Origin of the sequence: Brevibacillus centrosporus (genome assembly GCF_046622605.1) — a bacterium.
GTDB lineage: Bacteria > Bacillota > Bacilli > Brevibacillales > Brevibacillaceae > Brevibacillus > Brevibacillus centrosporus.
This window is the reverse complement of the sequence record NZ_CP176856.1, coordinates 4,802,161-4,828,303: the sequence shown is the minus strand read 5'-3', so window position 1 is coordinate 4,828,303 and position 26,143 is coordinate 4,802,161. Positions and strand designations below refer to the sequence as shown.

At 52.0% G+C, this 26,143-nt stretch carries 26 protein-coding genes and 1 pseudogene; 20 read left to right on the top strand and 7 right to left on the bottom strand.

The genetic code is table 11. The features are described 5' to 3' along the window. The first annotated feature begins 172 nt into the window (after nt 1–172). From ACLIN2_RS24325 to ACLIN2_RS24315, 3 genes are read left to right on the top strand one after another with little or no spacing between them, the layout of a single operon-like run. Nucleotides 173–1,852 carry an ABC transporter substrate-binding protein gene (locus tag ACLIN2_RS24325; protein WP_310231763.1) on the top strand — a complete coding sequence of 560 codons (1,680 nt, stop codon included), beginning with the start codon at nt 173–175 and terminating at the stop codon, nt 1,850–1,852. Then, a complete protein-coding gene (gene nikB / locus ACLIN2_RS24320) occupies nt 1,852–2,790 on the top strand; it encodes a nickel ABC transporter permease (RefSeq protein ID WP_092272665.1) in 939 nt (312 codons plus the stop codon). Before ACLIN2_RS24325 ends, nikB begins: the two co-directional genes overlap by 1 nt. Before the next feature lie 2 nt (nt 2,791–2,792). Next, nucleotides 2,793–3,701, top strand: a complete 909-nt coding sequence (locus ACLIN2_RS24315; RefSeq protein ID WP_307723934.1) for an ABC transporter permease — start codon at nt 2,793–2,795, stop codon at nt 3,699–3,701. Here ACLIN2_RS24315 and ACLIN2_RS24310 read toward each other — a convergent pair. After that, nucleotides 3,698–4,606: a LysR family transcriptional regulator gene (locus tag ACLIN2_RS24310; RefSeq protein ID WP_400587285.1), complete on the bottom strand. Its 909-nt coding sequence runs from the start codon at nt 4,604–4,606 to the stop codon at nt 3,698–3,700. The genes ACLIN2_RS24315 and ACLIN2_RS24310 overlap by 4 nt on opposite strands. Nucleotides 4,607–4,699: 93 nt before the next feature. Between ACLIN2_RS24310 and ACLIN2_RS24305 the strand changes: the two genes are divergently transcribed. The 4 genes from ACLIN2_RS24305 (at nt 4,700) to ACLIN2_RS24290 (ending at nt 8,459) form a co-directional block, all read left to right on the top strand. After that, nucleotides 4,700–5,704, top strand: coding sequence for an ABC transporter ATP-binding protein (locus tag ACLIN2_RS24305; protein ID WP_411502394.1), 1,005 nt, complete (start codon nt 4,700–4,702; stop codon nt 5,702–5,704). Then, nucleotides 5,701–6,660, top strand: coding sequence for an ABC transporter ATP-binding protein (locus tag ACLIN2_RS24300; protein WP_092272656.1), 960 nt, complete (start codon nt 5,701–5,703; stop codon nt 6,658–6,660). Before ACLIN2_RS24305 ends, ACLIN2_RS24300 begins: the two co-directional genes overlap by 4 nt. Before the next feature lie 20 nt (nt 6,661–6,680). Next, nucleotides 6,681–7,565 carry an alpha/beta fold hydrolase gene (locus ACLIN2_RS24295; protein ID WP_411502393.1) on the top strand — a complete coding sequence of 295 codons (885 nt, stop codon included), beginning with the start codon at nt 6,681–6,683 and terminating at the stop codon, nt 7,563–7,565. A gap of 195 nt (nt 7,566–7,760) precedes the next feature. Then, the gene (locus ACLIN2_RS24290; protein ID WP_092272650.1) at nt 7,761–8,459 is read left to right on the top strand and encodes an FHA domain-containing protein; all 699 of its coding nucleotides are present in this window, start codon (nt 7,761–7,763) and stop codon (nt 8,457–8,459) included. Here the strand turns inward: ACLIN2_RS24290 and ACLIN2_RS24285 are convergent. After that, nucleotides 8,429–8,614, bottom strand: a complete 186-nt coding sequence (locus ACLIN2_RS24285; protein WP_092272647.1) for a hypothetical protein — start codon at nt 8,612–8,614, stop codon at nt 8,429–8,431. The two genes, ACLIN2_RS24290 and ACLIN2_RS24285, sit on opposite strands and share 31 nt — an antisense overlap. A gap of 151 nt (nt 8,615–8,765) precedes the next feature. Between ACLIN2_RS24285 and ACLIN2_RS24280 the strand changes: the two genes are divergently transcribed. After that, a complete protein-coding gene (locus tag ACLIN2_RS24280; RefSeq protein ID WP_411502392.1) occupies nt 8,766–10,835 on the top strand; it encodes a penicillin-binding transpeptidase domain-containing protein in 2,070 nt (689 codons plus the stop codon). A gap of 196 nt (nt 10,836–11,031) precedes the next feature. Here the strand turns inward: ACLIN2_RS24280 and ACLIN2_RS24275 are convergent, their stop codons facing one another. Further along, nucleotides 11,032–11,628 carry a TetR/AcrR family transcriptional regulator gene (locus tag ACLIN2_RS24275; protein WP_400587293.1) on the bottom strand — a complete coding sequence of 199 codons (597 nt, stop codon included), beginning with the start codon at nt 11,626–11,628 and terminating at the stop codon, nt 11,032–11,034. A 257-nt stretch (nt 11,629–11,885) separates the two neighbouring features. Here ACLIN2_RS24275 and ACLIN2_RS24270 point away from each other — a divergent pair, with 257 nt between their 5' ends. From ACLIN2_RS24270 to ACLIN2_RS24245, 6 genes are all read left to right on the top strand, one after another. After that, on the top strand, nt 11,886–12,290 hold the full coding sequence (locus ACLIN2_RS24270) for a VOC family protein (protein ID WP_400587295.1): 405 nt from the start codon (nt 11,886–11,888) through the stop codon (nt 12,288–12,290). 342 nt (nt 12,291–12,632) lie between these two features. Next, on the top strand, nt 12,633–13,496 hold the full coding sequence (locus ACLIN2_RS24265) for a hypothetical protein (RefSeq protein WP_411502391.1): 864 nt from the start codon (nt 12,633–12,635) through the stop codon (nt 13,494–13,496). 114 nt (nt 13,497–13,610) lie between these two features. After that, nucleotides 13,611–15,062 carry a sensor histidine kinase gene (locus ACLIN2_RS24260; protein WP_400587298.1) on the top strand — a complete coding sequence of 484 codons (1,452 nt, stop codon included), beginning with the start codon at nt 13,611–13,613 and terminating at the stop codon, nt 15,060–15,062. A 6-nt stretch (nt 15,063–15,068) separates the two neighbouring features. After that, complete coding sequence (locus ACLIN2_RS24255; protein ID WP_122961872.1) at nt 15,069–15,764, top strand: response regulator transcription factor; 696 nt, start codon at nt 15,069–15,071, stop codon at nt 15,762–15,764. Between the two features lie 30 nt (nt 15,765–15,794). Continuing rightward, entirely contained in the window at nt 15,795–16,253 is a 459-nt protein-coding gene (locus tag ACLIN2_RS24250) for a hypothetical protein (RefSeq protein ID WP_092272631.1), read from the top strand. A gap of 88 nt (nt 16,254–16,341) precedes the next feature. Next, the gene (locus ACLIN2_RS24245; RefSeq protein WP_092272628.1) at nt 16,342–17,238 is read left to right on the top strand and encodes a DMT family transporter; all 897 of its coding nucleotides are present in this window, start codon (nt 16,342–16,344) and stop codon (nt 17,236–17,238) included. 4 nt (nt 17,239–17,242) lie between these two features. Here ACLIN2_RS24245 and ACLIN2_RS24240 read toward each other — a convergent pair whose 3' ends face one another. From ACLIN2_RS24240 to ACLIN2_RS24225, 4 genes and pseudogenes are all read right to left on the bottom strand, one after another. Then, nucleotides 17,243–17,953, bottom strand: coding sequence for an ArsR/SmtB family transcription factor (locus ACLIN2_RS24240; RefSeq protein WP_411502390.1), 711 nt, complete (start codon nt 17,951–17,953; stop codon nt 17,243–17,245). A gap of 137 nt (nt 17,954–18,090) precedes the next feature. Next, complete coding sequence (locus tag ACLIN2_RS24235) at nt 18,091–19,848, bottom strand: methyl-accepting chemotaxis protein (protein WP_400587303.1); 1,758 nt, start codon at nt 19,846–19,848, stop codon at nt 18,091–18,093. Between the two features lie 172 nt (nt 19,849–20,020). Next, nucleotides 20,021–20,596 carry a methyl-accepting chemotaxis protein gene (locus ACLIN2_RS24230; RefSeq protein ID WP_411504592.1) on the bottom strand — a complete coding sequence of 192 codons (576 nt, stop codon included), beginning with the start codon at nt 20,594–20,596 and terminating at the stop codon, nt 20,021–20,023. Between the two features lie 284 nt (nt 20,597–20,880). Further along, nucleotides 20,881–20,946: pseudogene (locus ACLIN2_RS24225) on the bottom strand (hypothetical protein); the annotation flags it as partial. Between the two features lie 176 nt (nt 20,947–21,122). Between ACLIN2_RS24225 and ACLIN2_RS24220 the strand changes: the two are divergent. The 6 genes from ACLIN2_RS24220 (at nt 21,123) to ACLIN2_RS24195 (ending at nt 26,104) form a co-directional block, all read left to right on the top strand. Next, nucleotides 21,123–22,115: a lipoate--protein ligase gene (locus tag ACLIN2_RS24220; protein WP_400587305.1), complete on the top strand. Its 993-nt coding sequence runs from the start codon at nt 21,123–21,125 to the stop codon at nt 22,113–22,115. Between the two features lie 17 nt (nt 22,116–22,132). Further along, nucleotides 22,133–22,870 carry an ABC transporter ATP-binding protein gene (locus ACLIN2_RS24215; protein ID WP_411502389.1) on the top strand — a complete coding sequence of 246 codons (738 nt, stop codon included), beginning with the start codon at nt 22,133–22,135 and terminating at the stop codon, nt 22,868–22,870. Between the two features lie 2 nt (nt 22,871–22,872). Further along, entirely contained in the window at nt 22,873–24,018 is a 1,146-nt protein-coding gene (locus tag ACLIN2_RS24210; RefSeq protein ID WP_411502388.1) for an ABC transporter permease, read from the top strand. 426 nt (nt 24,019–24,444) lie between these two features. Further along, nucleotides 24,445–24,696 (top strand): hypothetical protein, encoded by a 252-nt coding sequence (locus ACLIN2_RS24205; protein ID WP_411502387.1) that lies wholly within the window; start codon nt 24,445–24,447, stop codon nt 24,694–24,696. An 11-nt stretch (nt 24,697–24,707) separates the two neighbouring features. Then, nucleotides 24,708–24,962, top strand: coding sequence for a LamG-like jellyroll fold domain-containing protein (locus ACLIN2_RS24200; RefSeq protein ID WP_411502386.1), 255 nt, complete (start codon nt 24,708–24,710; stop codon nt 24,960–24,962). Nucleotides 24,963–24,973: 11 nt separating this feature from the next. Beyond that, nucleotides 24,974–26,104: an alkaline phosphatase family protein gene (locus ACLIN2_RS24195; protein ID WP_411502385.1), complete on the top strand. Its 1,131-nt coding sequence runs from the start codon at nt 24,974–24,976 to the stop codon at nt 26,102–26,104. Nucleotides 26,105–26,143: the final 39 nt, after the last annotated feature.

Below are 26,143 nucleotides of genomic sequence, written 5' to 3'. Positions count from 1 at the left end.
AAAGCTGTCATGATCCGGCCGAAAGGAGCGGGATTGTGGCGGCTTTTCTTGTTTTCTGCGCAGGTAGGAAACAAATCATCTATACCATATAAAAACGTCTGATAATCTGTATTTTCAGAATTATGATACTGTTTTCGTAAAGTATTTCTACTACATACGAGGGGGCGACGATATGGGTACGACCGTATCTTTCAAAAAAATAGTAGCCTTGACGGCAATGGTGCCGCTGGTAGCTTCGTTGTTCGTGGGATGTAGCAGCTCGTCCACGAGCAACACAGCTGCGCCGAGCGGTACACAGGCAACGACAGGAGAACAGCCTGCTGCTGCGAGTCTGCAGCCGAAAAAGGGCGGGACCATCACCATTGGATTAAAAGACGAGCCGGATCAATTAGATATCCAAAAAACAGGGATGGCGGTCGCGAACCAAATCGCAGGGAACCTCGGTGGGGGATTGGTTACGCAGGATCCCGAAACGCTGGAATTCAAGCCTTATTTAGCGGAGAGCTGGACCGTGTCGGAGGATGGGAAGACATGGACCTTTGTCATACGCTCCGGTGTGAAGTTTCAGGACGGCACACCGCTGACGGCCAAATCGTTTGCTGAAACGTATCAGCGAGCCCTTGACCCACAGACGGCTGCCAAAGTTGCAGGCAGCAACCTGTCTGAGGTAGCTTCGGTGGAAGCGCCGGATGATAAGACGCTAGTCCTTACGCTCAAACAACCGTTTGCGCCTTTGCTGCAATACTTAAGTGATCCGGGGTGGCTGCAGCCGCTTTCCCTGGAGGCGATCAAGAAAGCTGGCGACAAATACGGACGTCAACCGGTGGGCGTCGGACCGTGGAAATTTGAGAGCTGGGAGAATGGTCAGTCCATTACTTTCGTTCGCAATGAAGATTTCACCTGGGCGGATCCGATCGCCAAGAACCAAGGCCCTGTTTACCCTGACAAGCTCGTGTACAAATTCATCAACGAAAACCAGACCATGCTAGCGGCGCTGGAGAGTGGATCGATCGATATTGCTTCCAAAATCGATGCCAAGGACGTGAAGAAATACAAGGATAACCCACAGTATGAGGTAAAGGAAATGCTTCGCAATGGTCTCGGGCTGTTCATTATGATGAACACGAGAAAGCCGGTATTCCAGCAGCTTGAAGTCAGACAGGCTCTGAACATGGCGATCAATAAAGAAGCAATCATGAAGGCAGTCATACAGGGCGAAGGTGTGGTAGCCTACGGTCCGCTTCCTCCCTCCCTGTTTGGTTACGATGAAGGGGTAAAAGACTACGGCTATGCCTATAAAGCCGATGAAGCAAAGGCGCTGTTGGAAAAGGCCGGCTATCAGAAGAATGCGCAAGGAATCTACGAAAAGGACGGCAAGCCGCTGACGATGGAGATCTTGGCGCAAACAGGTACATGGGCACAGGCTGCGCAAGTCATTCAAGCGATGCTCAAGGATGTCGGTGTCGATGTGAAAATCGTGACGCTTGAGTGGGGCGCTTTGGTTGATACGGCGACAAAAGGAAATTTTGATATGACGCTGATGGGGTACACGCTAAATGACCCGGACGTCCTTTACCTGTTCCTGCACTCCAGCCAAATCGCCAATGGTCTGAACTTCAGTGCCGTCAAGGATGACAAGCTGGACAGTCTGTTGGTCAAAGGCAGAACGACAGTAGACAGCGCCGCCCGCAAGGAAGTCTACAAGGAAATCCAAAAATACGTCGTGGAGCAAGCATGGTGGGTACCGCTTTATACGGAGAAGCAGTTCAACGTGGTGCGTAAGCCGGTGGAAGGAGTACGGATGCATCCGTTGCGAGGCTTGATGTACCAGGACAGCTGGGTGAATCAATAATGAAACAGTTTCTATTACAGCGCTTGGGCTCCGGATTGATTGTGCTTTTGGGGATCTCGATCTTTTCCTTTGCCTTGATCCATTTGATCCCGGGTGATCCGATTCGCATCATGCTGGGGGAAAATGCGACGGCGGAGCAGGTTCAAGCCCTCCGAGAGCAGCTAGGCTTGAATCAGCCGCTGTTGACGCAGTATTTTCAATACCTTTCTCATGTAGTCCAAGGGGATTTGGGGACGTCCTTCAAGACAGGACGCCCCGTCCTGACGGAAATCATGGAGCGCTTTCCCGCCACCGTCAAGCTGGCAGCGAGCGGGATGCTGATCGCGATATTCATCGGCATTACGATGGGTATTCTCGCGGCCAGATTTAAAGACACCCTGCTCGATTTTTCTGCGATGAGCCTGGCTACGCTCGGAGTTTCTATCCCTAGCTTTTGGTTGGGAATTTTATTGATCATGTTTTTTACCGTGAAGCTAGGGTGGTTCCCCATTGCAGGCGGAACTGGCTTCATGGATCTTGTTTTACCAGCAGTTACGCTCGGTGTATTGGCTTCTACGGTGATCAGTAGATTGACGAGAGCCGGAATGGTAGAAGTGCTCACGTTTGATTACATTCGTACGGCGAGAGCAAAAGGGCTGGGGGAGAGTGCGGTACTGTTCGTTCACGCTTTTCGCAATGCCATGATTCCAGTTGTGACGATCGTGGGCTTGCAGATTGCTTCGCTCTTGGGAGGTACCGTCATCATTGAGCGGGTATTTGACTGGCCTGGACTTGGGTCGCTGGCGATCAGTGCCATTGCGTCGCGTGATTTTCCCCTCGTCCAAGGAATCATTTTGTTCATCGGAGTGATTTTTGTCCTGATCAACGTGTTGGTCGACGTTTTATACAGCGTCATTGATCCGCGAATCGAGGTCGGAAAGCTCAAGGAGGGAACATGATCATGAATCAAGCCAATCCAGTTCTGCCAGCCCCTCCGCCGGTCCCTTCGCAAAAAGGAACCAGCAGGATGACGTGGATTCGGGAGGACAGCTTTCTGGAAAAGCTGTGGCGCAATCCGAAGGCCCGATACAGCTTAGGAATCCTGCTGGTGGTGATCGCTGTAGGAATAGCCGGGCCGTGGCTCGCTCCGCACGACCCGACCCAACCGTTCTATGAGGACTTGCTTACAGGGCCTTCGGCAGAGCATATGCTGGGGACGGATTCCATTGGCAGAGATGTTTTATCCAGACTTCTGCACGGAGCAAGGGTCACGCTGATGGTGGCCGTCATGGCCGTATCCATCACCTTTATTACCGGGACCTTTATCGGCGTGACGAGTGGCTTCGTCGGCGGCATCGTCGACCAGGTCTTGATGCGAATTATGGATATTTTGCTCGCCATCCCGAACATCATCATGGCAATGGCGATTGTGGCGATCCTCGGTCCGAGCTTGACGAATGCGATGATTGCAGTAGGGATCGCGGGGATTCCCAAGTACGCCAGGCTGACACGAGGTGCCACCTTGTCAGTCAAATCCTCGGGATATGTGGAGGCGAGCCGAGCAGTGGGAACCTCTCATGCTCGCATCTTGCTCTTTCAGATCATGCCGAATATCATGAGTCCTTTGCTCGTGTACACCACGCTGCAGATTGGCATCGCGATCCTGGATACAGCCGCTCTAAGCTTTATCGGTCTGGGTGCACAGCCGCCAACTCCTGAATGGGGAACGATGCTCAGCGAAGGCAAGGAATATATTCACGATGCCTGGTGGCTGGCGACCTTTCCAGGAATTTCGATCACGATCGTTGTGTTTACGGTAAATATTTTAGGAGATGCCTTGCGCGATATCTTTGACCCGAAATCAGCTTAGAACGTTTTGGCGAGGAGTGTTTTCCGTTCCAAAGCCTTGACGGCATGGATGAAAAATTCGACCAGATCGCGATTGCCATCTCGTAAAAAAATGATATCGATCTTGCGCGTGAGCTGAGCACTTGGCTGTGGCGAAATTTCATAGAGAAGGTTGTTGGACAGCTCCTCCGCTATACAGAGCTCCGGTAAAAAGCTGATGCCGACTCCGCGCATGACCATTTTTTTCGCTGCTTCAAAATTGTCTACTTCCATCATGATATGGGGATTGATCTGGTTTCGATGATAGTGGCGCTGGACCAAGAGCCACTCTATCGTGCCGTGAGCGAGAAGAATGTGCGGTTCTTTGCCCACCTTGTCCCAGGTCAGCTTCGAGGGAGTTATCTCCCGAAACGGATGATGCGGCGGCACGACCAGATGGAGTGTATCGGTGTGCAGGTGAAACGATTCGATCAGGGGATGTGACACCGTCCGTACCAGTCCAAAGTCGGCCTCCTTCTTCAATACCTTGTCCATGATATAGTCGGAGGACCCAACGAGAATCCGGATGTTGACTCCTGGGTATTTCCTGCGATAGATCGGGAGAATTTCCGGGAGAATATGCGTAGACATCAGCAGGGTGCAGCCGATGGTCAGGCTTTTTTCCGCCAAAGGCTTCTCGCGCAGCGTAGAGGAAATCTCTTGATAGGCATGCAAAATTTTTTGCGCGTACGGTAGAAATTGCTTGCCACGCTCTGTCAAAGCGATCTGCTTGCCGTCGCGGTGAAAGAGAGGGCCTTCCAATTCTCTCTCCAGGGACTGAATTCTGGCGGTGATAGACGGCTGAGTCAAGTAGAGCGCTTCTGCTGCCTTGTTGAAGCTACCGAGCTGAAACGCATACAAGAACGCCTCAATATTATCGAGATTCATCGCAACCACAACCTTTCAGAATATTACTACTTATTGATATGAGCAGAAGTATAACACAAAAAAGCAAGCGAACTTGCGGATTGGAGGTGCCAAATGAAACGCCAACCGCCCGTACTGGAGGTAAAGGGCTTGACCACCCAATTTTCCGCCCGCAAAAAAGCGGTTACAGTCGTGGATCAGGTGGACTTTTCGGTGCAAAAAGGTGAGACGCTGGGCATTGTTGGGGAGTCTGGCTGTGGGAAAAGCGTCACCTCCTTGTCGATCATGAGGCTTTTGGGCAAAAACGGTAAAGTGGTCGCAGGCAGTGTCCTGTTTGAAGGAAAAGATATTTTGGAGTTGGAAGAGAAAGAGATGCGGACGATTCGCGGCAATCGGCTGGCGATGATTTTTCAGGAACCGATGACTTCTCTCAATCCGGTGCTGACCATCGGCAGACAAATCGGAGAAGTGCTGAAGCTGCATACCTCTCTCGGACAAGAGGAGCGAAAGCGTCGTGTCATTGAGCTGATTGCCCAAGTGGGAATTCCACGCGCCCAAGAGATTTACGGCGAGTACCCGCACCGTTTATCGGGCGGAATGAGGCAGCGTGTCATGATCGCCATGGCGATGGCTTGCCGTCCTCAGCTTCTTATCGCCGATGAACCTACGACGGCCCTCGACGTGACGATTCAGGCCCAGATGCTGGGGCTGATCCGTGAGATGCGCAAGGAAACAGGGATGTCTGTGATGCTGATTACCCATGACCTTGGCGTAATCGCGGAAATGTGCGATCGCGTGCTGGTCATGTACGCAGGTCAAGTCATCGAGTCGGCGGATGTCCGTACGCTGCTGCGCCATCCCAAGCATCCCTACACCAAAGGACTGATCCGTTCGGTGCCCCATCACTCCCGGGGAGAAAAGCGGCTGTATGCCATCTCGGGGAATGTCCCTTCACCGGGTGAATGGCCGACGGGCTGTCGTTTTGCAGCAAGATGCACGGAGGCGATGCCGATCTGCCACCAAGAGAGTCCTGCTCTTTCTACCTTGCAGGATGGCTCTTTTTGCAGATGCTGGCTGCATGATGACCTTGTGCTGGCAGAGGGGAGGAGCATCCCGTGACGAAACCGATTCTGGAAGTAAAAGGACTAAAAAAGCATTTCGCTGCAAAAAGCGGCTGGTTTCAACCGACGGAATATGTACAGGCAGTAAATGGAATCAATCTGACTGTTCATGAGGGAGAGACGTTGAGTATTGTGGGGGAATCGGGCTGCGGTAAATCGACGACGGGCCGCTGCCTGCTGAGATTGCTGGAGCCAACGTCAGGTGAAATCTGGTATCGGGGAAAAGATTTGACGAAGCTGGCGGGAAAAGAAATGCGGGCGATGCGGAGCCAGCTGCAGATGGTGTTCCAAGACCCTTTTGCTACGTTAAATCCCAAGCTGACGATTCGCCGTATCCTGGAGGAGCCGCTGATCGCGCAAAAGGTCCCGAAGACGCGGCGGGCAGCATTAATTGAAGAGACGATACATATCGTAGGCTTGAACCCATCCCATTTGGATCGCTATCCCCATCAATTTTCAGGGGGACAGCGGCAGCGGATCGGAATCGCTAGAGCGCTGATGCTGCGTCCCCAGCTGATTGTGGCGGACGAACCTGTGTCAGCTCTGGACGTGTCCATTCAGTCACAAATTTTGAATCTTCTGCAGGACCTTCAGGAACAGTTCGGCATGACGTATATTTTCATATCCCACGATTTGGGAGTAGTTGAGCACATATCGGACAGGGTGGCCGTGATGTATTTGGGAGAGATTGTCGAGCTTGGGAGCAAGGCAGAGCTGTTCCAAAATCCACTTCATCCGTATACGAAAGCGCTGATTTCCGCCATCCCGATCTCGGACCCGGATGAACAGAAAGAACGCATCATTTTGCAGGGAGATCTGCCTTCTCCGGCGAGCCCGCCAAAGGGATGCCGCTTTCATCCCCGCTGTCAATCGTGCATGGATATTTGCAGGACAGAAGTACCGAAGGAAACATACGTACTCGGACAAATGGTCAAATGCCATCTGTACTCATAAGAAGCGAGGAGATGTAGCGCATGTATGCAAATATCAACGGAACGCGAATTTTCTTTGATGTAGAAGGAATGGGATGGGTACCGGATGGGCCGGTCTTGCGCCAGAAACCGGTGTGCTTTGTCCTTCACGGGGGGCCGGGAGGGGATCACACGGGCTACAAGCCAGGCTTGACTCCGCTGGCGGAAAAGATGCAGCTCATTTATATCGACAACCGGGGGAGCGGACGTTCTGCAAAAGGATCGCAGGAGTCGTACTCGCTCGAAAACAACGTGGAGGATATTGAAGCACTGCGCAAGCATCTGGGATTGGACAAAATCATCCTGCATGGACATTCCTATGGGGGAATGGTTGCCCAGACATATGCTTTGCGCTACCCGGACAATGTGGCAGGGCTGCTGCTTTTGACGACATCGCCCAGCTACGAGTTTTTGCATAAGGCCCAAAAAATAGTGGAGCAGAAGGGCACAGAAGAGATGAAAGCAATCGCCCAGGTATTGTGGGAGGGGGCATTTTCGTCTCAGGAGCAGCTTTCCAAGTTTTATGAATTGATGGCGCCGATGTACTCGGTGACACACAACGCTGATCCGAGTGAAGAGGAGAGAAAAGCGGCGATGGATGCACGTGCGCGTTCCAACCGCTGCTTCGAGGCATTGAATGAAGGGTTCGGCGGATTTCTAAAGACCTTTGATCTGCGCGACAAGCTCTCTTCCATTCACGTTCCAACACTCGTCATGGGGGCTAGACACGACTGGATTACCCCTGTGGAGGACTCGGAGGAAATCGCAAGTCTGATACCGGAAAGCGAACTGGTCATCTTTGAGAACAGCAGTCATAGCGTCATCAAAGACGAGCATGCCCACTATGTAGCGACGGTGCTGGAGTTTGTTCAAAGAAGAATCGTATAGGATAAGGAAAGTTTTAAAGCTCCCGCGGTGCCTGCCATCGACGGGAGTTTTTACATGGAAAAGGCTTGTTGCTAAGGAGAACTGGCAAACCTACAATCCTACCAGGTGATTATGATAGAATAGACAAATCTGGCGGTAGAGGTATATAAATAAGAGAATGTAAGTTTGCCAACTCGTTTTTTGAGGTGATGCACGTTGTTGGACGACAGTGCCTATATACTGATTAAAAAAGGCGATCCTGACCAGCTGCACAAGCGAAAGTTCTTGTCCAAGGACGCCTACACGATTGGACGCCGCGGGACGCAATTTCAGCCAGACATCGCTTTCTCCAGCTTGTACGTATCCCGAAAGCATGCCTTGTTGCAAAAGATGGGTGAGCTGTACGCCATTACGGATTTGCAAAGCAAGCATGGTACACAAGTCAATGGAGTGGACGTTTACGATACGCCGCAGCTGCTGCGGCATGGGGATCATATCAGTCTGGCGAAGGGAGCTGTTGAGCTGATCTTTTTCGCGGAAGGAAGCGAATTGGATGCGACTCGCGAGCTGTCGTTGCCCATGATGCAAGCGGCATCCGAATTGCCGGGGCTGCTGATCAATCTGGAGCGACGGGAAATTCGTCTGGATGGAAAACGGCTTCATCTGACAGGAAAAGATATGGATCTGTTGATGCTTTTGTACCAAAGGGCCAATCAGGCAGTAAGCTACGAGGAAATCATGGTGCTGATCTGGCCGGAAAGATTGGCGGGCTCGGACAAAACGATTCCCGATGTGGGCAAGGCTGAAATCAATGCGCTGGTCTACCGGCTCCGCAAGCGATTGGGGCGTTACGGCGAAAACGTCACGACCATTCCTCGCTACGGTTATATGTGGGAAATGGAAGAAGGAGGCTGAGGATGAGCCTCCTTTTTCGTGCGTAGCAGAACGAACGAGCCCTTATTCTCTGGAAGCATAGCGGAAAAAGGATGCAGCGTTTGCACGATCAGCACGCCATGCGAGGTGAGCAAGGCAGCCAGCGATTGCAAAATACCCTGAATGTCCTGGCCCAAAACTATCTTCCTCCAAGCGCGCTTTATAATCTGAATATTCAACATCATATCATATCTCTGTGATCCTGCTTTTATGGGTGCATGAGGATTTCTCCATATATTTTCCAATGCCTCTATATTATCTTGGGGAATGGGAAGGGAGAAGATCCTGGTGCGAAAGACATGGATATGGTTTTGGACGGTCTTCGTGGTCGTCTTGGCGGGATTTGGCGTAGTCTATTGGAGCCTGTGGCAGGACAGCCCCCAGCGAGAGGGAGAAAAGGCAAAAGAGATGTTTTCTGCTTACACGGCTCACTGGCAAAACGGAGAGTTTGCGGAGATGTACGAACAGCTTTCGGCAAAGACCAAAAAGCAAATGACAAAAGAGCAGTTTATCTTGCGCTATCAAAATATTTATGAGGGGATCGAGGCGAGTCACGTCATGGTTGAGCCCTTGTACAACGGTCCACTAGAGCCAGATGAAGATGGGACCATCAAGCTGCACTATCGTTTCAGCATGGAGACATTTGTAGACCCAATCGCCTTCACAGGGAAAGCGACCTTGGTGAAGGAGCAGCAAAACGGTGAGGAAGGCTGGTACGTCATGTGGAATCCGTCTTTCCTGCTGCCGGACATGCAGAATGGAGACAAAGTGCGAGCTTCTACGGTGGCACCCAAGCGCGGTGAAATCGTGGATCGTGCAGGTCGACCACTGGCAACCAATCGCGTCGTTGTGGAAGTAGGCGTAGATCCTAGCGAATGGAGCGAGCTGCCACAAGCCGGTCAAAGTCAGGTAGGCGACATCCTGCAGCTTTCCTCAGAAGAATTAGCTGACTTTTTGAAGGGAAGCTCTGCCGCGAAGAGTACCTTTATCCGGATTGCGACACTGGTGCAGGACGATAAACGACTCTTTCAGCTGACGGGCACCAAAGGGATTGTCCTCAGAAAGAAGCAAGTGAGGTACTACCCATACAAGGAAGCAATGGCACATCTGATCGGCTATACAGGCGCGATCAGTGCCGAGGAACTAGAGAAACGAAAAGAACAAGGCTATATATCCTCTGACCGAATCGGCAAGGTAGGGCTGGAGCAAATCTATGAGGAGCGTTTGAGAGGGTCTGCAGGTGGGCGAATCTCGATTTTGAATGCAGAAGGAATCGAGAAAAAGCTCATTGGGGAAAAGCCCGCAAAAAACGGGGAGACCGTGAAGCTTACTATTGATGCCGAGCTCCAAAAAGAGATTTACGAACAGATCAAGCAGGAGGCAGGTACAGCTGCAGCGATTCATCCGAAGACGGGGGATATTCTCGCGCTGGTCAGTACGCCAGCTTATGATCCGAACGATTTTGTTCTCGGCATGTCGACGACGCAGTGGAACAAGCTGAATAATGATCCACAAAAGCCACTGCTCAACCGTTTTGCACACGGCTATGCGCCTGGCTCGACGTTTAAACCGATTACGGGAGCGATTGGCCTCGACACCGGTGCGATCACGACGCAAGAGGAGAGAAGCATCACAGGGCTGCACTGGCAAAAGGATTCATCGTGGGGGAATTACGAAGTTACGCGTGTCAGTGACTACAAATCTCCGGTCAATCTGCGAAAAGCACTAGTCTATTCCGATAATATCTATTTTGCGCAGACGGCACTGGCTATCGGCGAGGAGCCCTTTTTGCAGCAGGCAACCGAATTTGGCTTTGGAGAGGCGATCCCGATCCCGTTTCCTGTGGAAAAATCCAAGCTGACGAACGCAGAAATGAGAAACGACATTCAACTGGCGGATTCAGGCTACGGTCAAGGGGAAGTGACGATGACCCCGTTGCATCTCGCCTTGGTATACAGCGCCTACGTAAACGATGGAAGCATGGTGTATCCTTCGTTAATCCAGGGGGAGCAGCATGAGCCATTCTGGAAGCAGAACGTCATGACGAAAGAAAGTGCTCAGATCATTGGGCAGGATTTGCTGCAAGTCATGGAGGATCCGCGGGGAACGGGGAGAGGAGCGCGTGTCTTTGGTCATCAGCTTGCGGGGAAGACAGGTACAGCTGAGCTCAAGCAAAAGAAGGGCGAGCTTGGGCGTGAAAATGGCTGGTACGCAGCCTTCAATGTCGATGATCCCAGACTCCTGCTCGTGATGATGGTAGAGGATGTCCGCGGGCGCGGGGGCAGTCATGTGCTGGACTCCAAAGTCAAACGGATCTTTTCACAGGGACTGGCAACATCGAAAACATACGCTAATTAGAGCAGGAATTTGGACTCTAAGAATGCCTTGAAATACGAAGAAACACCATTCATGTATCTAATCTGTTTTCGAACCCTCGCTCTCCAGGTCGAGGGTTCGATCGCGTTGCGTCAGGATGTCGAAGCCTTAGGGCGCGCAAAACAGATATTTGCTGGTTCCCATGGATGTTCGGCCAAGCAGTGATAGGCGTCTCGTACTAAAGTGAAGCGAGTACGCGTTTGATGATCGCCTTTACGAACTGGTCGTCGATCGGTTCGCGTGAGAACCAGCGGCGGTAGAAGAGTGGCCCCAGCAGAGCTGCGACGATCGTTGACACGTCGACGTGTGCCGACAGCTCGCCTCTGTCTACCGCGCGCTGTAGGACCTCTCGCAGTGGGGCGGCGTGTCCGCGCTGAATCCGACTGTGGATTTCCGCGAACTCTGGATTGCGCTCGGCTGTGTCGACGATTGACGGCAGGACGAAGGACCAATTCGCCGTCGGTAGCAGGTGCGCGATTTCCACCAGGATAGCCGTGACGTCACCTTCGAGTGAGCCGGTGTCGGGCGTTTCATGCTCGGCAATCATTCGTGAACAGGCGTCGATCACCAGTGCTTCACGCGTCGGCCAGTGGCGGTAGATAGTCGTCTTCGCGACCCCGGAACGACGCGCCACCTCGTCGACGGAGAAGCTAGCCACACCGCCTTCGCTGAGTAGTTCAAACGCAGTGGTCAGGACGACATGTCGTGAACGCTCTACGCGTCTATTTAAATTGGCCGGCGGAACAGGTTCAGATTTCTTAGACGAAGTCACCATCTTCCCTCCAACATAAAAGTACTTAGACTTGGGTTCATTGCCTTAAAAAATTCCTTCACATTATACCATGAGAGCATCCTTGGCGCCGGGGATTTCGGCTTGCCATTTACAACACTCCTTATTTGTTCTTCAGTGAGGCAACGAGGCATTTTCGAGCACCATTTTTGTTAGTCGTACGGTCGCTTGTATTCTCCAGGTCAATATGATACGATACGATACGGTATCGTATCGTTATAATATTGAAAGGATGATGTCTCGTGAATTTCATCTCAGTACGCATAATTACTGACGACTTGGATCGACTCGTCGTGTTCTATGAGAAAGTCACAGGTGTTTTGGCGAAGCGCCCCGCGCCTGTCTTCGCTGAGTTCGTTCTGCCATCGTGTACCCTTGCGATCGGCCACTCCCAGACGGTGCAACTATTCGGCGCCGGTTCCGCGCGCGCGGCCGACAACCATACCGTCATCATCGAGTTTCGCGTCCACGACGTTGATGCCGAGTACACGCGCTTGAAGCCGTTTGTCGACGAGTGGGTACAGGAACCGACCACGATGCCATGGGGGAACCGCTCTGCATTGTTTCGCGACCCCGACGGTAACCTCGTCAACCTCTTCGCTCCGGTTACCGAGGAAGCGCTCGAGCGGTTCAGCGGCAGGTCTTAACGGACAGCGTTCCTATGCCAAGGGTAATGGAGGGAGTTCTCGCCTGAAACTCTCTTGCCCGTCGGCTTCATGACGGCAATCATCGGAGCGCCGTACTTCTTGCTTCTGATCGCTCGTGAAAGGAAAAAGGGCTTCTCGTAATTAGGCTGGCCAAGCTCGTTGTAATGACGAGGCTTTGGCTGGCTTTTTCTCTTTTTTCCTCACCTCCACTGCAACCCGCCCAACGCGAAAAGACTTTAGCCTTTTTTTAGAATTGATTTAGAGGCGGTTTAGACCTCGGGGCTATTCTTTATTCAGGGCCTTCCAAGCAAGGCGCTGAACCTAATGAGGCGGTGAATGACCATGAAGAAAAAATGGTGGGGAATCGGATTGAGTGTCGGACTTGGTGCGGTCGTGCTGTGGGGAGCCGGTTTGCCCGTGCAGGCGGACAATTCCGGACTGGCAGCGTATCAGGCAGCGATGAAGCATACCAAAACAGCACCGAATCTGACGGCGCATGTCAGCGTGGGTATTACGGACAACGGCAAGGACTTGATCCATGTAAGCGGTGAGGCAAAGGTCGATCGGGAGAAGCAGGAAGCGAGCGTGTCCGGTGTCATCCAAGACATTCTCGGTGAAAAAGAGCAGAGCTTTCAAGCCTATCGAGAGGACGGGAAGGTGATTGTCAAAACAGACGGCAGCGACACGTACCGCATTCTGGAGAAAAAGAACTGGGCGACAGGGCGCTTTGAACGCGAGCATACAGAGCCGCCGGTGATCGTGGAGCACATCCGAAACATTGCGCTGGGTAACATTCGTGAGCTTTCCAACGTGGAAAATCTGCCGGATGGGAGCAAGCAAGTCAGCCTGGAGCTGACAGAGGATAAGCTTCCTATATTTGCAGACAAGGCAGCGACGATGCTGTTCGCCAAAATAGCGGAGCACAAGCAGGACGCACCAGCAAAAATCAGCCTGCCTGCTCTGCAAGGGGATGTTGATGTCGAACAGGTATCCTTTCATGCCAGCATTGACGCGGACAACCGGATAAAAAGCCAGGAGGCCCAGATCCACGTATCGGGGAGTGACGCGGCAGGGGAAAAGCATGAGCTCGTCCTGAAAGTAGACGTAGCTCTCAGCGGCTTTTCCCAAACGAAGGTAGAGCACATCAATCTGACGGGAAAGCAGGTAGAAACGCTGGAGGAGTGGCATCATCCCGTATGGAAGTAGCGAGACGTCAGATCGGGTGAGTCCGCCGAAGCTGTATAGTATAATGCTTGTACGGCACCAATCGGAAAAATGTGGAAGCTTTTGCTGCGCTAGTAAAGGAGGGGAATGAACGCCATGTCTATCAAGACCAGACTTCTGCTATCCTATCTCGCCATGATGATCGTACCTGTCGTCTTGTTCGGATTGACGGCATCGACGCTGGCTACGTTCTTTTTTGGCGATATGGAAAGAGGGGGGATAGATCGTGGCGGACCTCCTTTCGCCAATCTGTTCAACGAGCAGAGCGAGGTGTTCGCAGGCGTGAAGTTCATGGCACAGCACGATCCCGACCGTCTGCTGGACCCAGACGTACTGAAGAGCGTGGACGGTCAGCTGGGTCCACTACAGGCAGCCGTTGTACTTGTGAAAAAGGGAGCGGTCGTGCATGCATCGCCCACAGTCAGCAAGCCAGAGCTGGAGCAGCTCATGACAGGGGCGTGGGGTAACGATAGCAGGCCGTGGTCATGGAGAAAAGAGAAGAGCGTCGAGACACTCTCATTTACCTACAAGGATCAGAGTGCAGGCATAGCCTATTTCCTTACTGACAACAAGCCCCTGCTTTCCCTGGGAAGAAATTTTATCCTTTCGCTGGTTTTGTCGCTTTTGGTCATCATCGTGCTGACGAACGGGCTTCTGACTTATCTCGTCTCCCGCAGTATCATCAAGCCTTTGAATGCCTTAAAGCGTGTGGCAGGAGACATAAAAGAAGGGAACCTGGAGAGATCCTTTCGGCTGAATCGAAAGGATGAGCTGGGCGAAGTGGGCGATGCCTTTGAAGAAATGCGAGTACGACTGCACGACTCGATTCGTTTGCAGCTACAGTATGAAGAAAATCGCAAAGAGCTGATCGCCAGTATCTCGCATGATCTCAAGACACCTATTACCGGTATTCAGGCGTGCGTGCAGGCGATGACGGACGGCATTGCCGATTCCGAAGCAAAAAGGGAAAAGTATTTGAAAATGATCGGGATCAAATCCGAGCAGATGAACCGGCTGATCGACGAGCTGTTTCTGTTTTCCAGGCTGGACCAGGGGAAGCTTCCTTTCCATTGGGAGGAGATGGACATGGCGGCTTTCTTGAAGGATTTTACGGAAGAATTGCAGCTTGACCCGCGCTTGGAGGATGTCGATGTGAGCTGCAGCCTGCCCGAGCTGTCGCCCGTTCTGGTCATGGCCGATCGTGAAAAGCTTGGGAGGGTGTTCATGAATGTGATCGACAATAGCTTGAAGTACCTGAATCAACCGGAAAAGAGAGTTCGTCTGACGCTTTCCCATGACAACGAGAACGTGATGATCGCAATCGAGGATAACGGGTCAGGCATCGAGCAAGGGGCGCTCCCGTTTATCTTTGACCGCTTTTATCGGGCAGACCCATCGCGCAACACAGCGAAAGGCGGCAGCGGACTCGGGCTTGCAATCGTAAAGCAAATCATAGAAGGGCATGGGGGCAGCGTGACAGCGGTGAGCCAGATTGGCGCGGGAACGAGCATTTGCATGACCATACCAAGACGCAAGGGCAAGGGGTGAACTGCTTTGCGACCTATTCTGATCATTGAGGATGATCCAGTCATCGCAGAGGTGGAAAAGGATTATCTGGAAGCGAGCGGCTATGCGGTGGAGATCGCGATGAGCGGCGATCTGGGACTTCAAAAGGCGCTGACGGAGGAGTACGATCTGATCCTGCTCGATTTGATGCTGCCGGGAGTGGACGGCTTTGAAATATGCAAGCGTGTGCGGGAAGTCAAAAACATCCCGATCCTGCTCGTCTCCGCCAAAAAGGAGGATATCGATAAAATCCGCGGCCTGGGTCTGGGTGCAGATGATCATATCAGCAAGCCGTTCAGCTTGGGAGAGCTGGTCGCCCGAGTAAAAGCGCATTTGTCCCGTTACGACCGCTTGCTTGCAGATCAGACGCGGAAGCTGCCTGCAGAAGAGCTCAAAATACGGGGAATCCGCATCGATAAGCTTGCGAGAAAGGTATTCGTAAATGGGGTAGAGACAATTTTGACCAGCAAGGAGTACGATCTGCTGCTCTTTTTGGCGTCCCATCCCAACTGGGTGTTTACCAAAAATGAGCTGTTTGAAAAGATATGGGGGATGGATGCGTACGGAGACAATGCAACCGTAACCGTTCATGTGAGCAAGCTTCGGGAAAAAATCGAGACAGACCCCTCGAATCCCCAGTATATCGAGACGATCTGGGGCGTCGGTTATCGTTTTCAGCTGTAAAGAAAGTCAGCAGTTGGGGAGGTGTAAAAAATGAAGACAATCAGCATGACGCAGAAAAAGTGGCTGCTGCTGCTTCACGTGATCTTCTCCGCGATCATGCTCGGAGGGGCGGTCATTTTTTTAGTGCTGAGTATTGTTGCCGGAACCACTGGAGATCCACAGGTCGTTCAGGCTTGCTATACGGTCATGCATATCCTATCCGAGAGCTCTGTCCGCGCATCGACGATTGGGACGCTGGTTACGGGCATTCTCCTGTCGGCATTTACTCATTGGGGCTTCCTGCGCTATCACTGGATCCTTGCAAAGGAGGCTCTGTCTGTTGTAGCAATCCTTCTCGGACCTATCGGGATGTACGTTTGGACGGCTGGAGCGCTTCACGGAGGAAATCGGGATATGCTCTTGATCGGGATCATCCTGCAGATCGTTTCGCTAGCAGCTATTTTTCTGCTATCCGTATTTAAGCCTTGGGGAAAAAGAATACCCAAGTAGCATTCTCTTTCATGCTTCGTCTCCCATCGAAATAATCATCAGGTATGATGAAAGCAACAACCGGACGGAAGAGATGGGAGCGAGAGTGATGAATCCAATTTTGTTTGCGATTTTGGTCGTGGTGACAACGTCCTTGATGGGATCTTCATTTGCGATTGGAAAGATTGGTTTGACGTATGTTTCACCGCTGCTTTTGGTAGGGATGCGCTTTACGCTCGCCGGACTGCTCATGGCGCTGTGGGTGCGGAAAAAGCCCATTCCGGCAACGCTGGGAGAGTGGGGGAAGGTCGGTCTCATCGGCTTTTTGCAAACGGCAGCGGTCATGGGCTGCATCTTTCTGAGCCTGCGTACTATCACGGCTGGCGAGTCTTCCATATTGACGTTCATGAATCCGCTGCTGGTCGTCATCTGGGGAACGGTTTTCCTCGGCATGCGGTATCGTTTCAGCCAATGGGCAGGGGTGTTGGTCGGGATTGCAGGTGTCTTTATTACGCTCGGATCGCATTTGCAATGGGAAACAGGGACCTTGTTTGGCATTGGCTCCGCGATCTCCTGGTCGATTGCCACGATTCTGGTGAAGAAATGGGGTATTCATTTCAACGTGTGGGTGATGACGGCTTATCAGATGCTGGCGGGAGGAATCGTGCTGCTCATCATGGGGGTCACGCTGGAGGTGCCGAAGCTGATCCTCACGCCAACCTCGGTGTTCATCGTGCTCTGGCTGGCGATCATGGCATCGATCGTCCAGTTTGCCACATGGTTCTATCTGCTGAACCAAGGAGACCCGGGGCGGACCAGCGCCTTCCTGTTCCTCGCCCCGTTCTTTGGCGTGCTGTCTGGCTGGCTGCTTCTGGATGAAGTCGTTCAATGGCATGTTTACGCAGGTGGGCTGCTTATTTTCGCAGGTATTTTTCTCGTAAACTGGACGTTTTCAGCAAAAAGGCAATCGCAGCCTAGTGCGGCTTCGAGTGACCGGACGGGATGAGCGGTTAGTGTACGGATTCTTTTCCTTGAGAAATGTCTACTCCGAACTGTTCATAGAGCCCAGCTATCCCGGCAGGAGTGAGGCGTATCGCGCGTCCTTCCGGCAGTCGTTCGATCCAGCCGAGGTCAAACAAGCGATTGGTCAAGGACGCACCGAGCACACCTGCCAGATGATGACGGCGCTCGCTCCAGTCCAGACAGGGGCGGGCAAAGCGGCGGCGGCTTTTGGGACTGAATTCCACATCGACCCCGAGGCTTTGCAGCTTTTGTCTCCCTGTTTCCGTTAAGACAAATTCCTGATCCGCTTCTTCAATCATCTGCAGAGAGAGCAGCTGATCAGTCAGGGCAACCCCTACTTCCCCCGCCAAATGATCATAGCAGGTGCGGGCAAAGCGCATGGCACGGACCTGATCGGACTCGCGCAGAGAGCGGATCGGCCTCGGAGTTGCGATGGCGAGCAATGCTTCCAGAGCGTGCGCGACTTCCGCATTGGCCAAACGGTAATAGCGGTGACGGCCGTAGGATTCATTCACTAACAGGCCACCTTCGACCAGCTTTGCCAAATGGGAGCTGGCGGTTTGGGGCGTGATGCGTGCCGCACGCGCAAGCTCACTGGCGGGCAGCGATTTGCCACCCAGCAAAGAGAGCAGCATAGCGACCCTGGATGGTTCTCCGATCAACGAAGCGACCTCACCGATATTGGGCACAGAACTCATCTCACATAACCTCCTTGGATTGCAATGATAATTCGATCATAAGCGAAATGTGATTGCCTTTCAAGCAAGGAGAAGACGAAAAAGGCTGCCAGCACCGGAATGATTTCCGATGAGGCTGCCTTTTGTTTGGCGTAAACCTAGACCTTAAACTGCTGCACCAAAGCTTGCAGTTCTTCTGCCATCTGGGATAGAGACGCAGCAGAGGAGGAAATCTCCTCCATGGAAGCCAGCTGTTCCTCGGCTGCAGCGGAGACGTTCTGTGTGCCAAATGCAGTGGATTCCGCTGTATGCGCGATGACATCGATGGAGTGAACGACTTGCTCGGCACCAGAGCTCAGGACCGAGGTGGCGGTCGTCACTTCCTGGATCTGGGCGGTGACATTTTGAATGCCTCGGAGGATTTCGTGGAAAGACTGTCCGGCACCGTTGACGATATCGATACCTGCTGCCACCTCTGCTGACGTGATTCCCATGGCATCTACGGCATGGTTCGTTTCATCCTGAATGGCTGCGATCAGCCCGGTAATTTGCTTGGTAGAATGGGCGGATTGTTCAGCGAGCTTGCGTACTTCATCCGCAACGACGGCGAACCCTCTGCCGTGCTCTCCTGCACGGGCCGCTTCGATCGCAGCATTCAGCGCAAGCAGGTTGGTTTGCTCCGCAATCGAAGTAATGACCTCGACAATCTTGCTAATTTCAGCAGAGCGCTGCCCAAGCATTTGAATGGAGGCAGACAATCCGCCAACAGTGTCGCTGATCGAGCTCATCTGGGTAATAGCCGTTCCGATGGCTTGATTTCCTTGGGCGATGATTTGCGAAGCTTCCTTCACTGTGGCAGACACTTGCTCCGTGCTGGCCGCGATTTGCTGCAGACGTGTCGACATGCCAGTGACAGTCTCAGAGGCTTGCTCGACAGTGCGCGCTTGTTCATCTGTACCTGTCGCGACTTCCTGCATGGTGACAGCGATCTGCTCCGTCGCCTTGCTGGTTTGCTCGGCGCTTGCTGTCAGCTGCTCAGAGGTAGCCGCCACATGCTCGGCACTCGCCCCTACTCGCTGGATCAGACCACGGAGGTTTTCCGTCATATCATTGAAGTCAGCGGCGAGCTGCCCGATTTCATCCCGGCTTTGCACAGCGACCTTTTCAACAGTCAGGTCACCGGCTGCCACTCTTTGCACGGATACAGCCATCGCTTTGATAGGCTTTGCGATTCGACTGGCAAAAATCCACGAGATGACAACGCCGATGAGGATGAACAGACCTAAGAAGAGCAGCAAATTGTACAGAACCATTTTGGCTGGCTTGTTGAAATCCTCCATATAGGTGCCCGCACAGATGATCCAGCCCCAGTGCGGGTCCTGCTTCGCATAGGTGATTTTCGGAGCCAGGACGTTTGGATCGCTTACGGACGCCCATTGGTATTGGGTGTAGCCGCCACCGTTCACGGCTTTTCCGATGATTTCCTGGGTAAACAGGCTGCCATCAGGCCCTTTGGCATCCCAGGATTCCTTGCCCTCCATTTTGGGGGAAGCCAGCATGGAGCCTTTATCGCTCAAGACAAAAATGTACCCATTTTCACCCACGTCGATGTTTTTGTTGATCGTACGCGTGCCGTCCGCTTGCTTTGGACCGAGAATATGCGCTTTGACCTGCTCCTGGGCTTCCTCTTGGCTGATCTTCCCTTCCTCGACGTACTTTTGCAGCGAATCGATCATCTCAATGGTGAAGTTCACATTGTTTTTCAGAGCGCGTGCTCCGAGTTCATTCAGGTTGTTATTGGCGGACAAGTAGCCTTGCACACCAATGATCAAACTTGGAATCACCAAAAGGAAGAGACACATGAGGACGAGCTTGGAGCGAAGAGAAAAAGTACGAGTGCGTTTTTTGACGCCCATAATAAAGAACACCTACCTTGCCGATTCTTTAGTTGTGTTTCTAAGAAATATATCGACAATAGAGAACGGAAAATGAAGTCAGAATATAATTAATATATACAAAAATGCGTATGAAAAAACTGCCTGTGCTAGAAGGGAAGTGCTAGCAGGAGACAGTTTTTTGTAAGGCTTCCTATACTTTGAATTGTTGAACCAGCGCTTGCAGGTCCTCGGCCATTTGCGAGAGAGAGCCAGCGGATGAGGTGATTTCTTCCATGGAGGCAAGCTGCTCTTCGGCTGCAGCAGAGACGTTTTGTGTACCAGACGCCGTCGTTTCAGCCGTGCTCGCAATGCCTTCGATCGAGTGGGTGATCTGTTCGGCACCTGCATTCATTTCCACAGTAGCCGCTGTTACTTCCTGAATTTGCTGGGAAACCGCCTGGATGCTGCTCAAGATTTCCTGGAAGGAATGCCCCGCAACGTTTACGACCTCGATTCCTGCGGCAACCTCAGTCGTCGTTGTTTCCATCGCTTCGACTGCTTGGTTCGTATCGTTCTGGATCGAGGCGATCAGTTCCGTGATTTGCTTGGTGGACTGGGCCGATTGCTCCGCAAGCTTGCGTACTTCGTCGGCAACGACAGCAAAGCCTCTACCATGCTCGCCAGCCCGTTTACAGTCGTGCTGATCGAGATCATTTGGGCAACGGCTGTATGGATGGCCCGATTTCCGTTCGTGATCGCTTGTGAAGCTTCTTCTACGGTAGCGGATACTTGTTCACTGTTGGCAGAAATATGCTGGAGTTGTCCGGCCATGACGTTCATCGTCTGCACGGTTTCTTCGACAGTGCGAACCTGCTCATCCGTGCCTGTGGCTACTTCCTGCATCGTGACAGCGATTTGTTCCGTTGCTTTGCTCGTTTGTTCAGCACTTGCTGTCAGCTGCTCAGAGGTGGCAGCGACCTGCTCCGCGTTTTCTCCCAGATGAGAAATGAGTCCGCGCAGATTGGCTGTCATGGAATTAAAATCATGGGCAAGCTGTCCGATCTCATCCCGGCTTTTTACTTGCAGCGGCTCGACAGTCAAATCGCCCTCGGCTACACGATTGACGGAAGAAGCCATGGAGACAAGCTTACATAAGAAAATGCTTATATCCTCCGTTTGTCCGGGAACTAGAAAACGTATGATAATCCAGCTTTCAAGTGCTGTAACAATCTCACAGTTTCTGCGCAGGAGCGAATGACAAGTAGAAATGGTATGATGGAGAAAAGAACGTTTTTGGATGGAGGAAGAATCCGATGAAATTTATTGATAATCAAGGAATTACGGATCCCCGAATCAATCTGGCCATCGAGGAATACGCACTGAAGCAGCTGCCTGCGAGCGATGACTATTTGCTCTTTTATATAAACGAGCCTTCGATCATCATCGGAAAAAATCAAAATACCATCGAAGAAATCAACACTACATACGTAGAGGAAAACAACATCCACATCGTCCGCAGATTATCTGGCGGGGGAGCGGTTTATCATGACCTGGGCAATCTCAACTTCAGCTTTATTACCAACGACGACGGCCAGTCCTTTCACAACTTCCGCAAATTTACAGAGCCAGTCGTACAGGCATTAAAAGAGCTGGGAGTCGAAGCCGAGCTCACTGGCCGCAACGACATCCAGGTGGGCGAGAGAAAGATCTCCGGCAATGCGCAATACTCTACCAAAGGGCGCATGTACAGCCACGGGACACTCCTTTTTGATTCGGAAATGGAGAATGTCGTATCGGCGTTGAAGGTAAATGCGGAAAAGATCCAGTCCAAAGGGATCAAATCCATCCGCAGCCGCGTCGCCAATATTACTGAATTTTTGGAGCGGGACATGACGATTGAGGAGTTCCGCGTGGCGATTTTGCATTCCATTTTCGGCGGCGGAGAAGTCGAAGAGTACAAGCTCACCGAAGAGGACTGGGAGAAGATTCACGAGCTGTCCCGCGAGCGCTATCAAAACTGGAATTGGAACTACGGAAAATCGCCAAAAAGCAACTATCGCGCCACCAAGCGCTTCGAAGGCATCGGCACGATCGAAGTGCAGCTGGATATTGAGAAGGGGCGCATTCAGACGGCCAAAATTTACGGAGACTTCTTCGGGGTACGAGATGTAGCGGAGCTGGAGGCGCTGCTGCACGAAATACCGTATGATCGTCAAGCAGTGGCAAGTGCACTTGCCGACACAGACCTTCAGGCGTTCTTTGGCAATCTGGAGAAAGAGGCGTTTGTGTCCCTGCTGTTTGGATAAGGAAAGGGGGCGGCACCATGTCAGCCTTGTTGGAAGTAAAAGGGGTCACAGGTGGCTATTCGGCTAGCCATGCAGTAATCGAGGATGTCTCCTTTCGTATTCAAAAAAACGAGATTGTTGCGCTGATTGGATTGAACGGCGCGGGGAAGAGCACGACAATCAAGCATATATTGGGATTGCTGGAGCCTCAAAAAGGGGAGATCAGCATAGCGGGAAGAACCTTTTTCGATGATCCGGATTCGTATCGTCAGGCGTACGCTTACATTCCGGAATCCCCTATCTACTATGAGGAATTGACGCTGTGGGAGCATCTGGAGCTGGCGGCGATGAGTCACGGCCTGTCCAAAGAGGAATGGGAGGAAAGGTCGCTTCCGCTGCTCAAAGAGTTTCGCATGGAAGCAGCGAAGGATCGGTTTCCGCAGCAATTTTCCAAAGGAATGCGCCAAAAGCTGATGATTATGATGGCACTGATGGTCCAGCCCTCGCTCTACATCGTAGACGAGCCGATACTCGGGCTCGATCCGCTGGGTATCCGTACGCTGCTGACTTGGCTTGCGCGCTGCAAAGAGCAGGGGGCAGGCATATTGATGTCCACCCATATTCTGGCTACCGCGGAGAAGTATTGCGACCGCTTTATTATCTTGCATAAAGGCAGGATCAAAGCGCAGGGGACGCTGGATGAGCTGCGCCAGTCCACGGGAATGACGCGGCACTCGCTGGACGATATTTATTTGCACCTGGTCGAGGAAGAATGATGATGGATGTAGATGCGCTGTTTCGCGAACGAATGCAGCGGTTTTCCTCTGAGCTAATCCGCTACGGTCAGTATATGGCAAACGGAGGCGTGCTCATGGTCGCCGTCTTTCTTTGCGGGCTATTGGCCTACTACTACCCGAGTCTCGTTCAGGCGATTCCTTCGTGGGTTCCCGTCCCGTATTTGCTTGCCCTGGTATATGCCTTTTTTGTGACGAAAACGCTGCATCGAACCTTTTTGCTAGAGGCGGATTTGATCTTTTTGACACCTGCTGAGACCAAAATGGATCGGTATTTTCAAAAGACGCAGGTCTATAATTTTGTAGTCCAAAGTATCGGGTTGTTTCTCATCCTTCTGCTGTTTTTGCCTGTGTATCAAGGGAAGGTTGGGATGACAGGTGCACAGGGCTGGCTGTATTGGGGAGTGCCGTTGATCCTCAAGGGCTGGAATGTGTACAGTAGCTGGATCATTTTGCGCCTGCCGGACAAAAAACGCCAAACCCGCTACACCTTGGCGCGATTTATCCTGACGTATTACGTGCTCGCCTGGATGCTCAGCCAGGGAAGCTTTCTTGCTTACCAGCACGTCCCGTATGGTGCCGTTGTCTGGATGGTGCTGCTTGTCTGGTTTATGATTCGTATCCAGTCCATCGTAAAACGCCATCGATATCAGTGGTATTCACTTTTGGAGATGGAAAACAGACTGCGCCTGCGGTTTTACCAGATCGCCAATCAGTTCCGGGATGTTCCGTCCCTGCAGCTTCGAGTCAAGCCGCGAAGGTGGCTGCTGTGGACAGCGCAGCTGATTCCTTATGGCAAAGCGAATGCGGCACGGACCCTGTACTTGAAGCTGTTTTTACGATCGGACGATCTCGCGGGTATTTACTTGCGATTGGTTGTGATCAGCTCTCTCTTGATCTTGATTCTGCCTGGAGCGCTGGGGAAGCTGGCGGTCATCGCGGTCTTTCTCCTGATGTCGGCAAGTCAGCTGAAAGGAATGGGCGGACAGACACGCCATCGCAGCCAGACGTTCTTGCTGCCTATCAACGAAGAGCAGAGGAAGGCAGCGGCCGTATGGGTGCGACGGGTACTTTTGCTCGTGCAAGGGGCCGTGAATCTTTTGATCGGACTCGCCGTGTGGAAATGGTAGTTCTAAAGATCGGGCAAGAGGCTTGGCTAGCAGTTGCGTAGTCAAGCCTCTTTGTCATGGGGCACCCCTGTAAGGAAAATGTAAAGACCGAAGCAAATCCAACCATTCATTCTCCCGAAATAATCCAAAGGTAAGGCAGCTTGTCCCTTAGGCAAGCTGCTTATTATGTCTTAGTCCCTAGCAGGAGCTTTTATGAAGGCTTTACAATACACTTCTACAATTATTTTAGTAAAACATTCCAGCCCACATGCAATTAGGGAGAAGGAAAGGGAGGATTGGTATCCTACCACATGAGCTCGGCGAGAAGATCTACAAGGTAGAAAAAGGGCTTGCTGCATTTCTGACCGCTACGACTCTGATGACGGGTGGCGTTGTTGGACAGGACAAGCCCCGTATCTGAATGCAACTGTTCATGCAAAAGAGACGATGGTAAAAGAACTTTCACCTGAAAAGCAACTCTATCGATTCCTGTTTGAAAACAAAATCGAGGATGGCTCCGATGCTCATTATCCTGTAGAAGTTCACGGAAAACCAAAGTATACACAAGGTCGTGCAGGATTGGGCAAAGCCGTTCACTTCCAATCGACATCCAAAGACAATGCAACCTGGGTTGATCTAGGTGAGAATGATAAATTGAAGTTTGGCGCGATCAGGATTTCACCGTTTCCTTTTGGGTGAAGTCTCCTGGTGTGGATGCAGATCCCGGCATTATCTCCAATAAAGACTGGTCAAGCGGCGGAAATGTGGGCTGGTTCATCGGTCTGCAAGGCTCTACGCTGAAATGGAACTGGCGGACATCCGAGAGCTCCCGTCTGGATGCGACTATAGCAAACGTGGCGAATGATGTCTGGCACTATGTAGTCGTGTCCCATGATCGGGATGGACTGGCGACGATCTACCTCGATGGAAAGGTAGCGCAGACGATGCTCCTAAAATTCCGGTGAAGAGCGTGTCGGTGGATCAGACCAAGCTGAATCTGAAGACAGACGTAAAGATGCCGATAACGGCGATAGTCGCTCCAAAAGATGCATCAGTTCAAGATGTGAAATGGAGCAGCAGCGATAAAGAGGTTGCCAGGATCGTCATGGTGGATGGCCGCCCAACGGTTGTAGCCGGCAAGCCGGGAAAAGCAAAAATTACGGTAAAAACCGTCGATGGCAGCAAAACAGCGAAAGCAGATGTCACGGTGACAAACTCAATTGACGTATCAGGAGATGGCCTGCTTAGCGAGGATGATCTGACAGCTATTGAAAAATACCAGGGCAGCCGATCGGAGGATAAAATATGGGTAAAGGCGCAGACAGCGGATATCAACAACGACAAAAAGGTAGACCAAAAAGACCTGAAAATGATGAGCGACAAGCTGGCGCCTTATCAGGATGAGTTCCTTTACAAACGGGTCGTGGTCATCGGGATTGATGGAGCAGGAGATGCCGTGAAAAACCCGGAGGCAAATGCTGCGAATATCCTGAAGCTGATGGAAGAAGGCGCGGGAACCTTTGAAGCCAAAGCGATGCTGCCCACGATCAGTGCGCAAAACTGGGGAGCGATTCTGCACGGTGTCACACCAGAGAAGCATGGATTGACGAACGATATCGTAGCGGCTACCCCTTATCCAGAGAAAAACGCGTACCCGTCCTACATGAAGCTGCTGAAGCAAGAGCGTCCAAAGCTGGCGCAAGCGTCCTTCGCTACGTGGGGCTCTATCAACATCGGGATCATTGAGGATTCCGCTGGAGCCGGACACACTCACGGCTATTTCACACCGGAATTCTACGACCAGCTTCAAAAAGAGGATGAAAATGTGGGAGCTATCCTTGAAGCCTTGGAAGAGAAAGGCTTGATGGAGGATACTTTGGTCATCGTCACCACGGATCATGGAGGAAAAGGAACAGGGCATGGTGGATCTTCCGAGGAACAACAGACCATTTTCTGGGCAGCCAAAGGTGCCTCCATCAAACCGGGGACCGAGCTGTCTCAGGTAAGGAACATGGATACGGCTGCGGTAGTAGCACGCGCTCTACGACTCGATATCCCGAAAAACTGGGATGCCCAAATTCCAAAAGGGCTATTTGAAGAACAATAAAGCATTTCATTTGCAGCAAGAAGGCTTGCGCTCCTAATT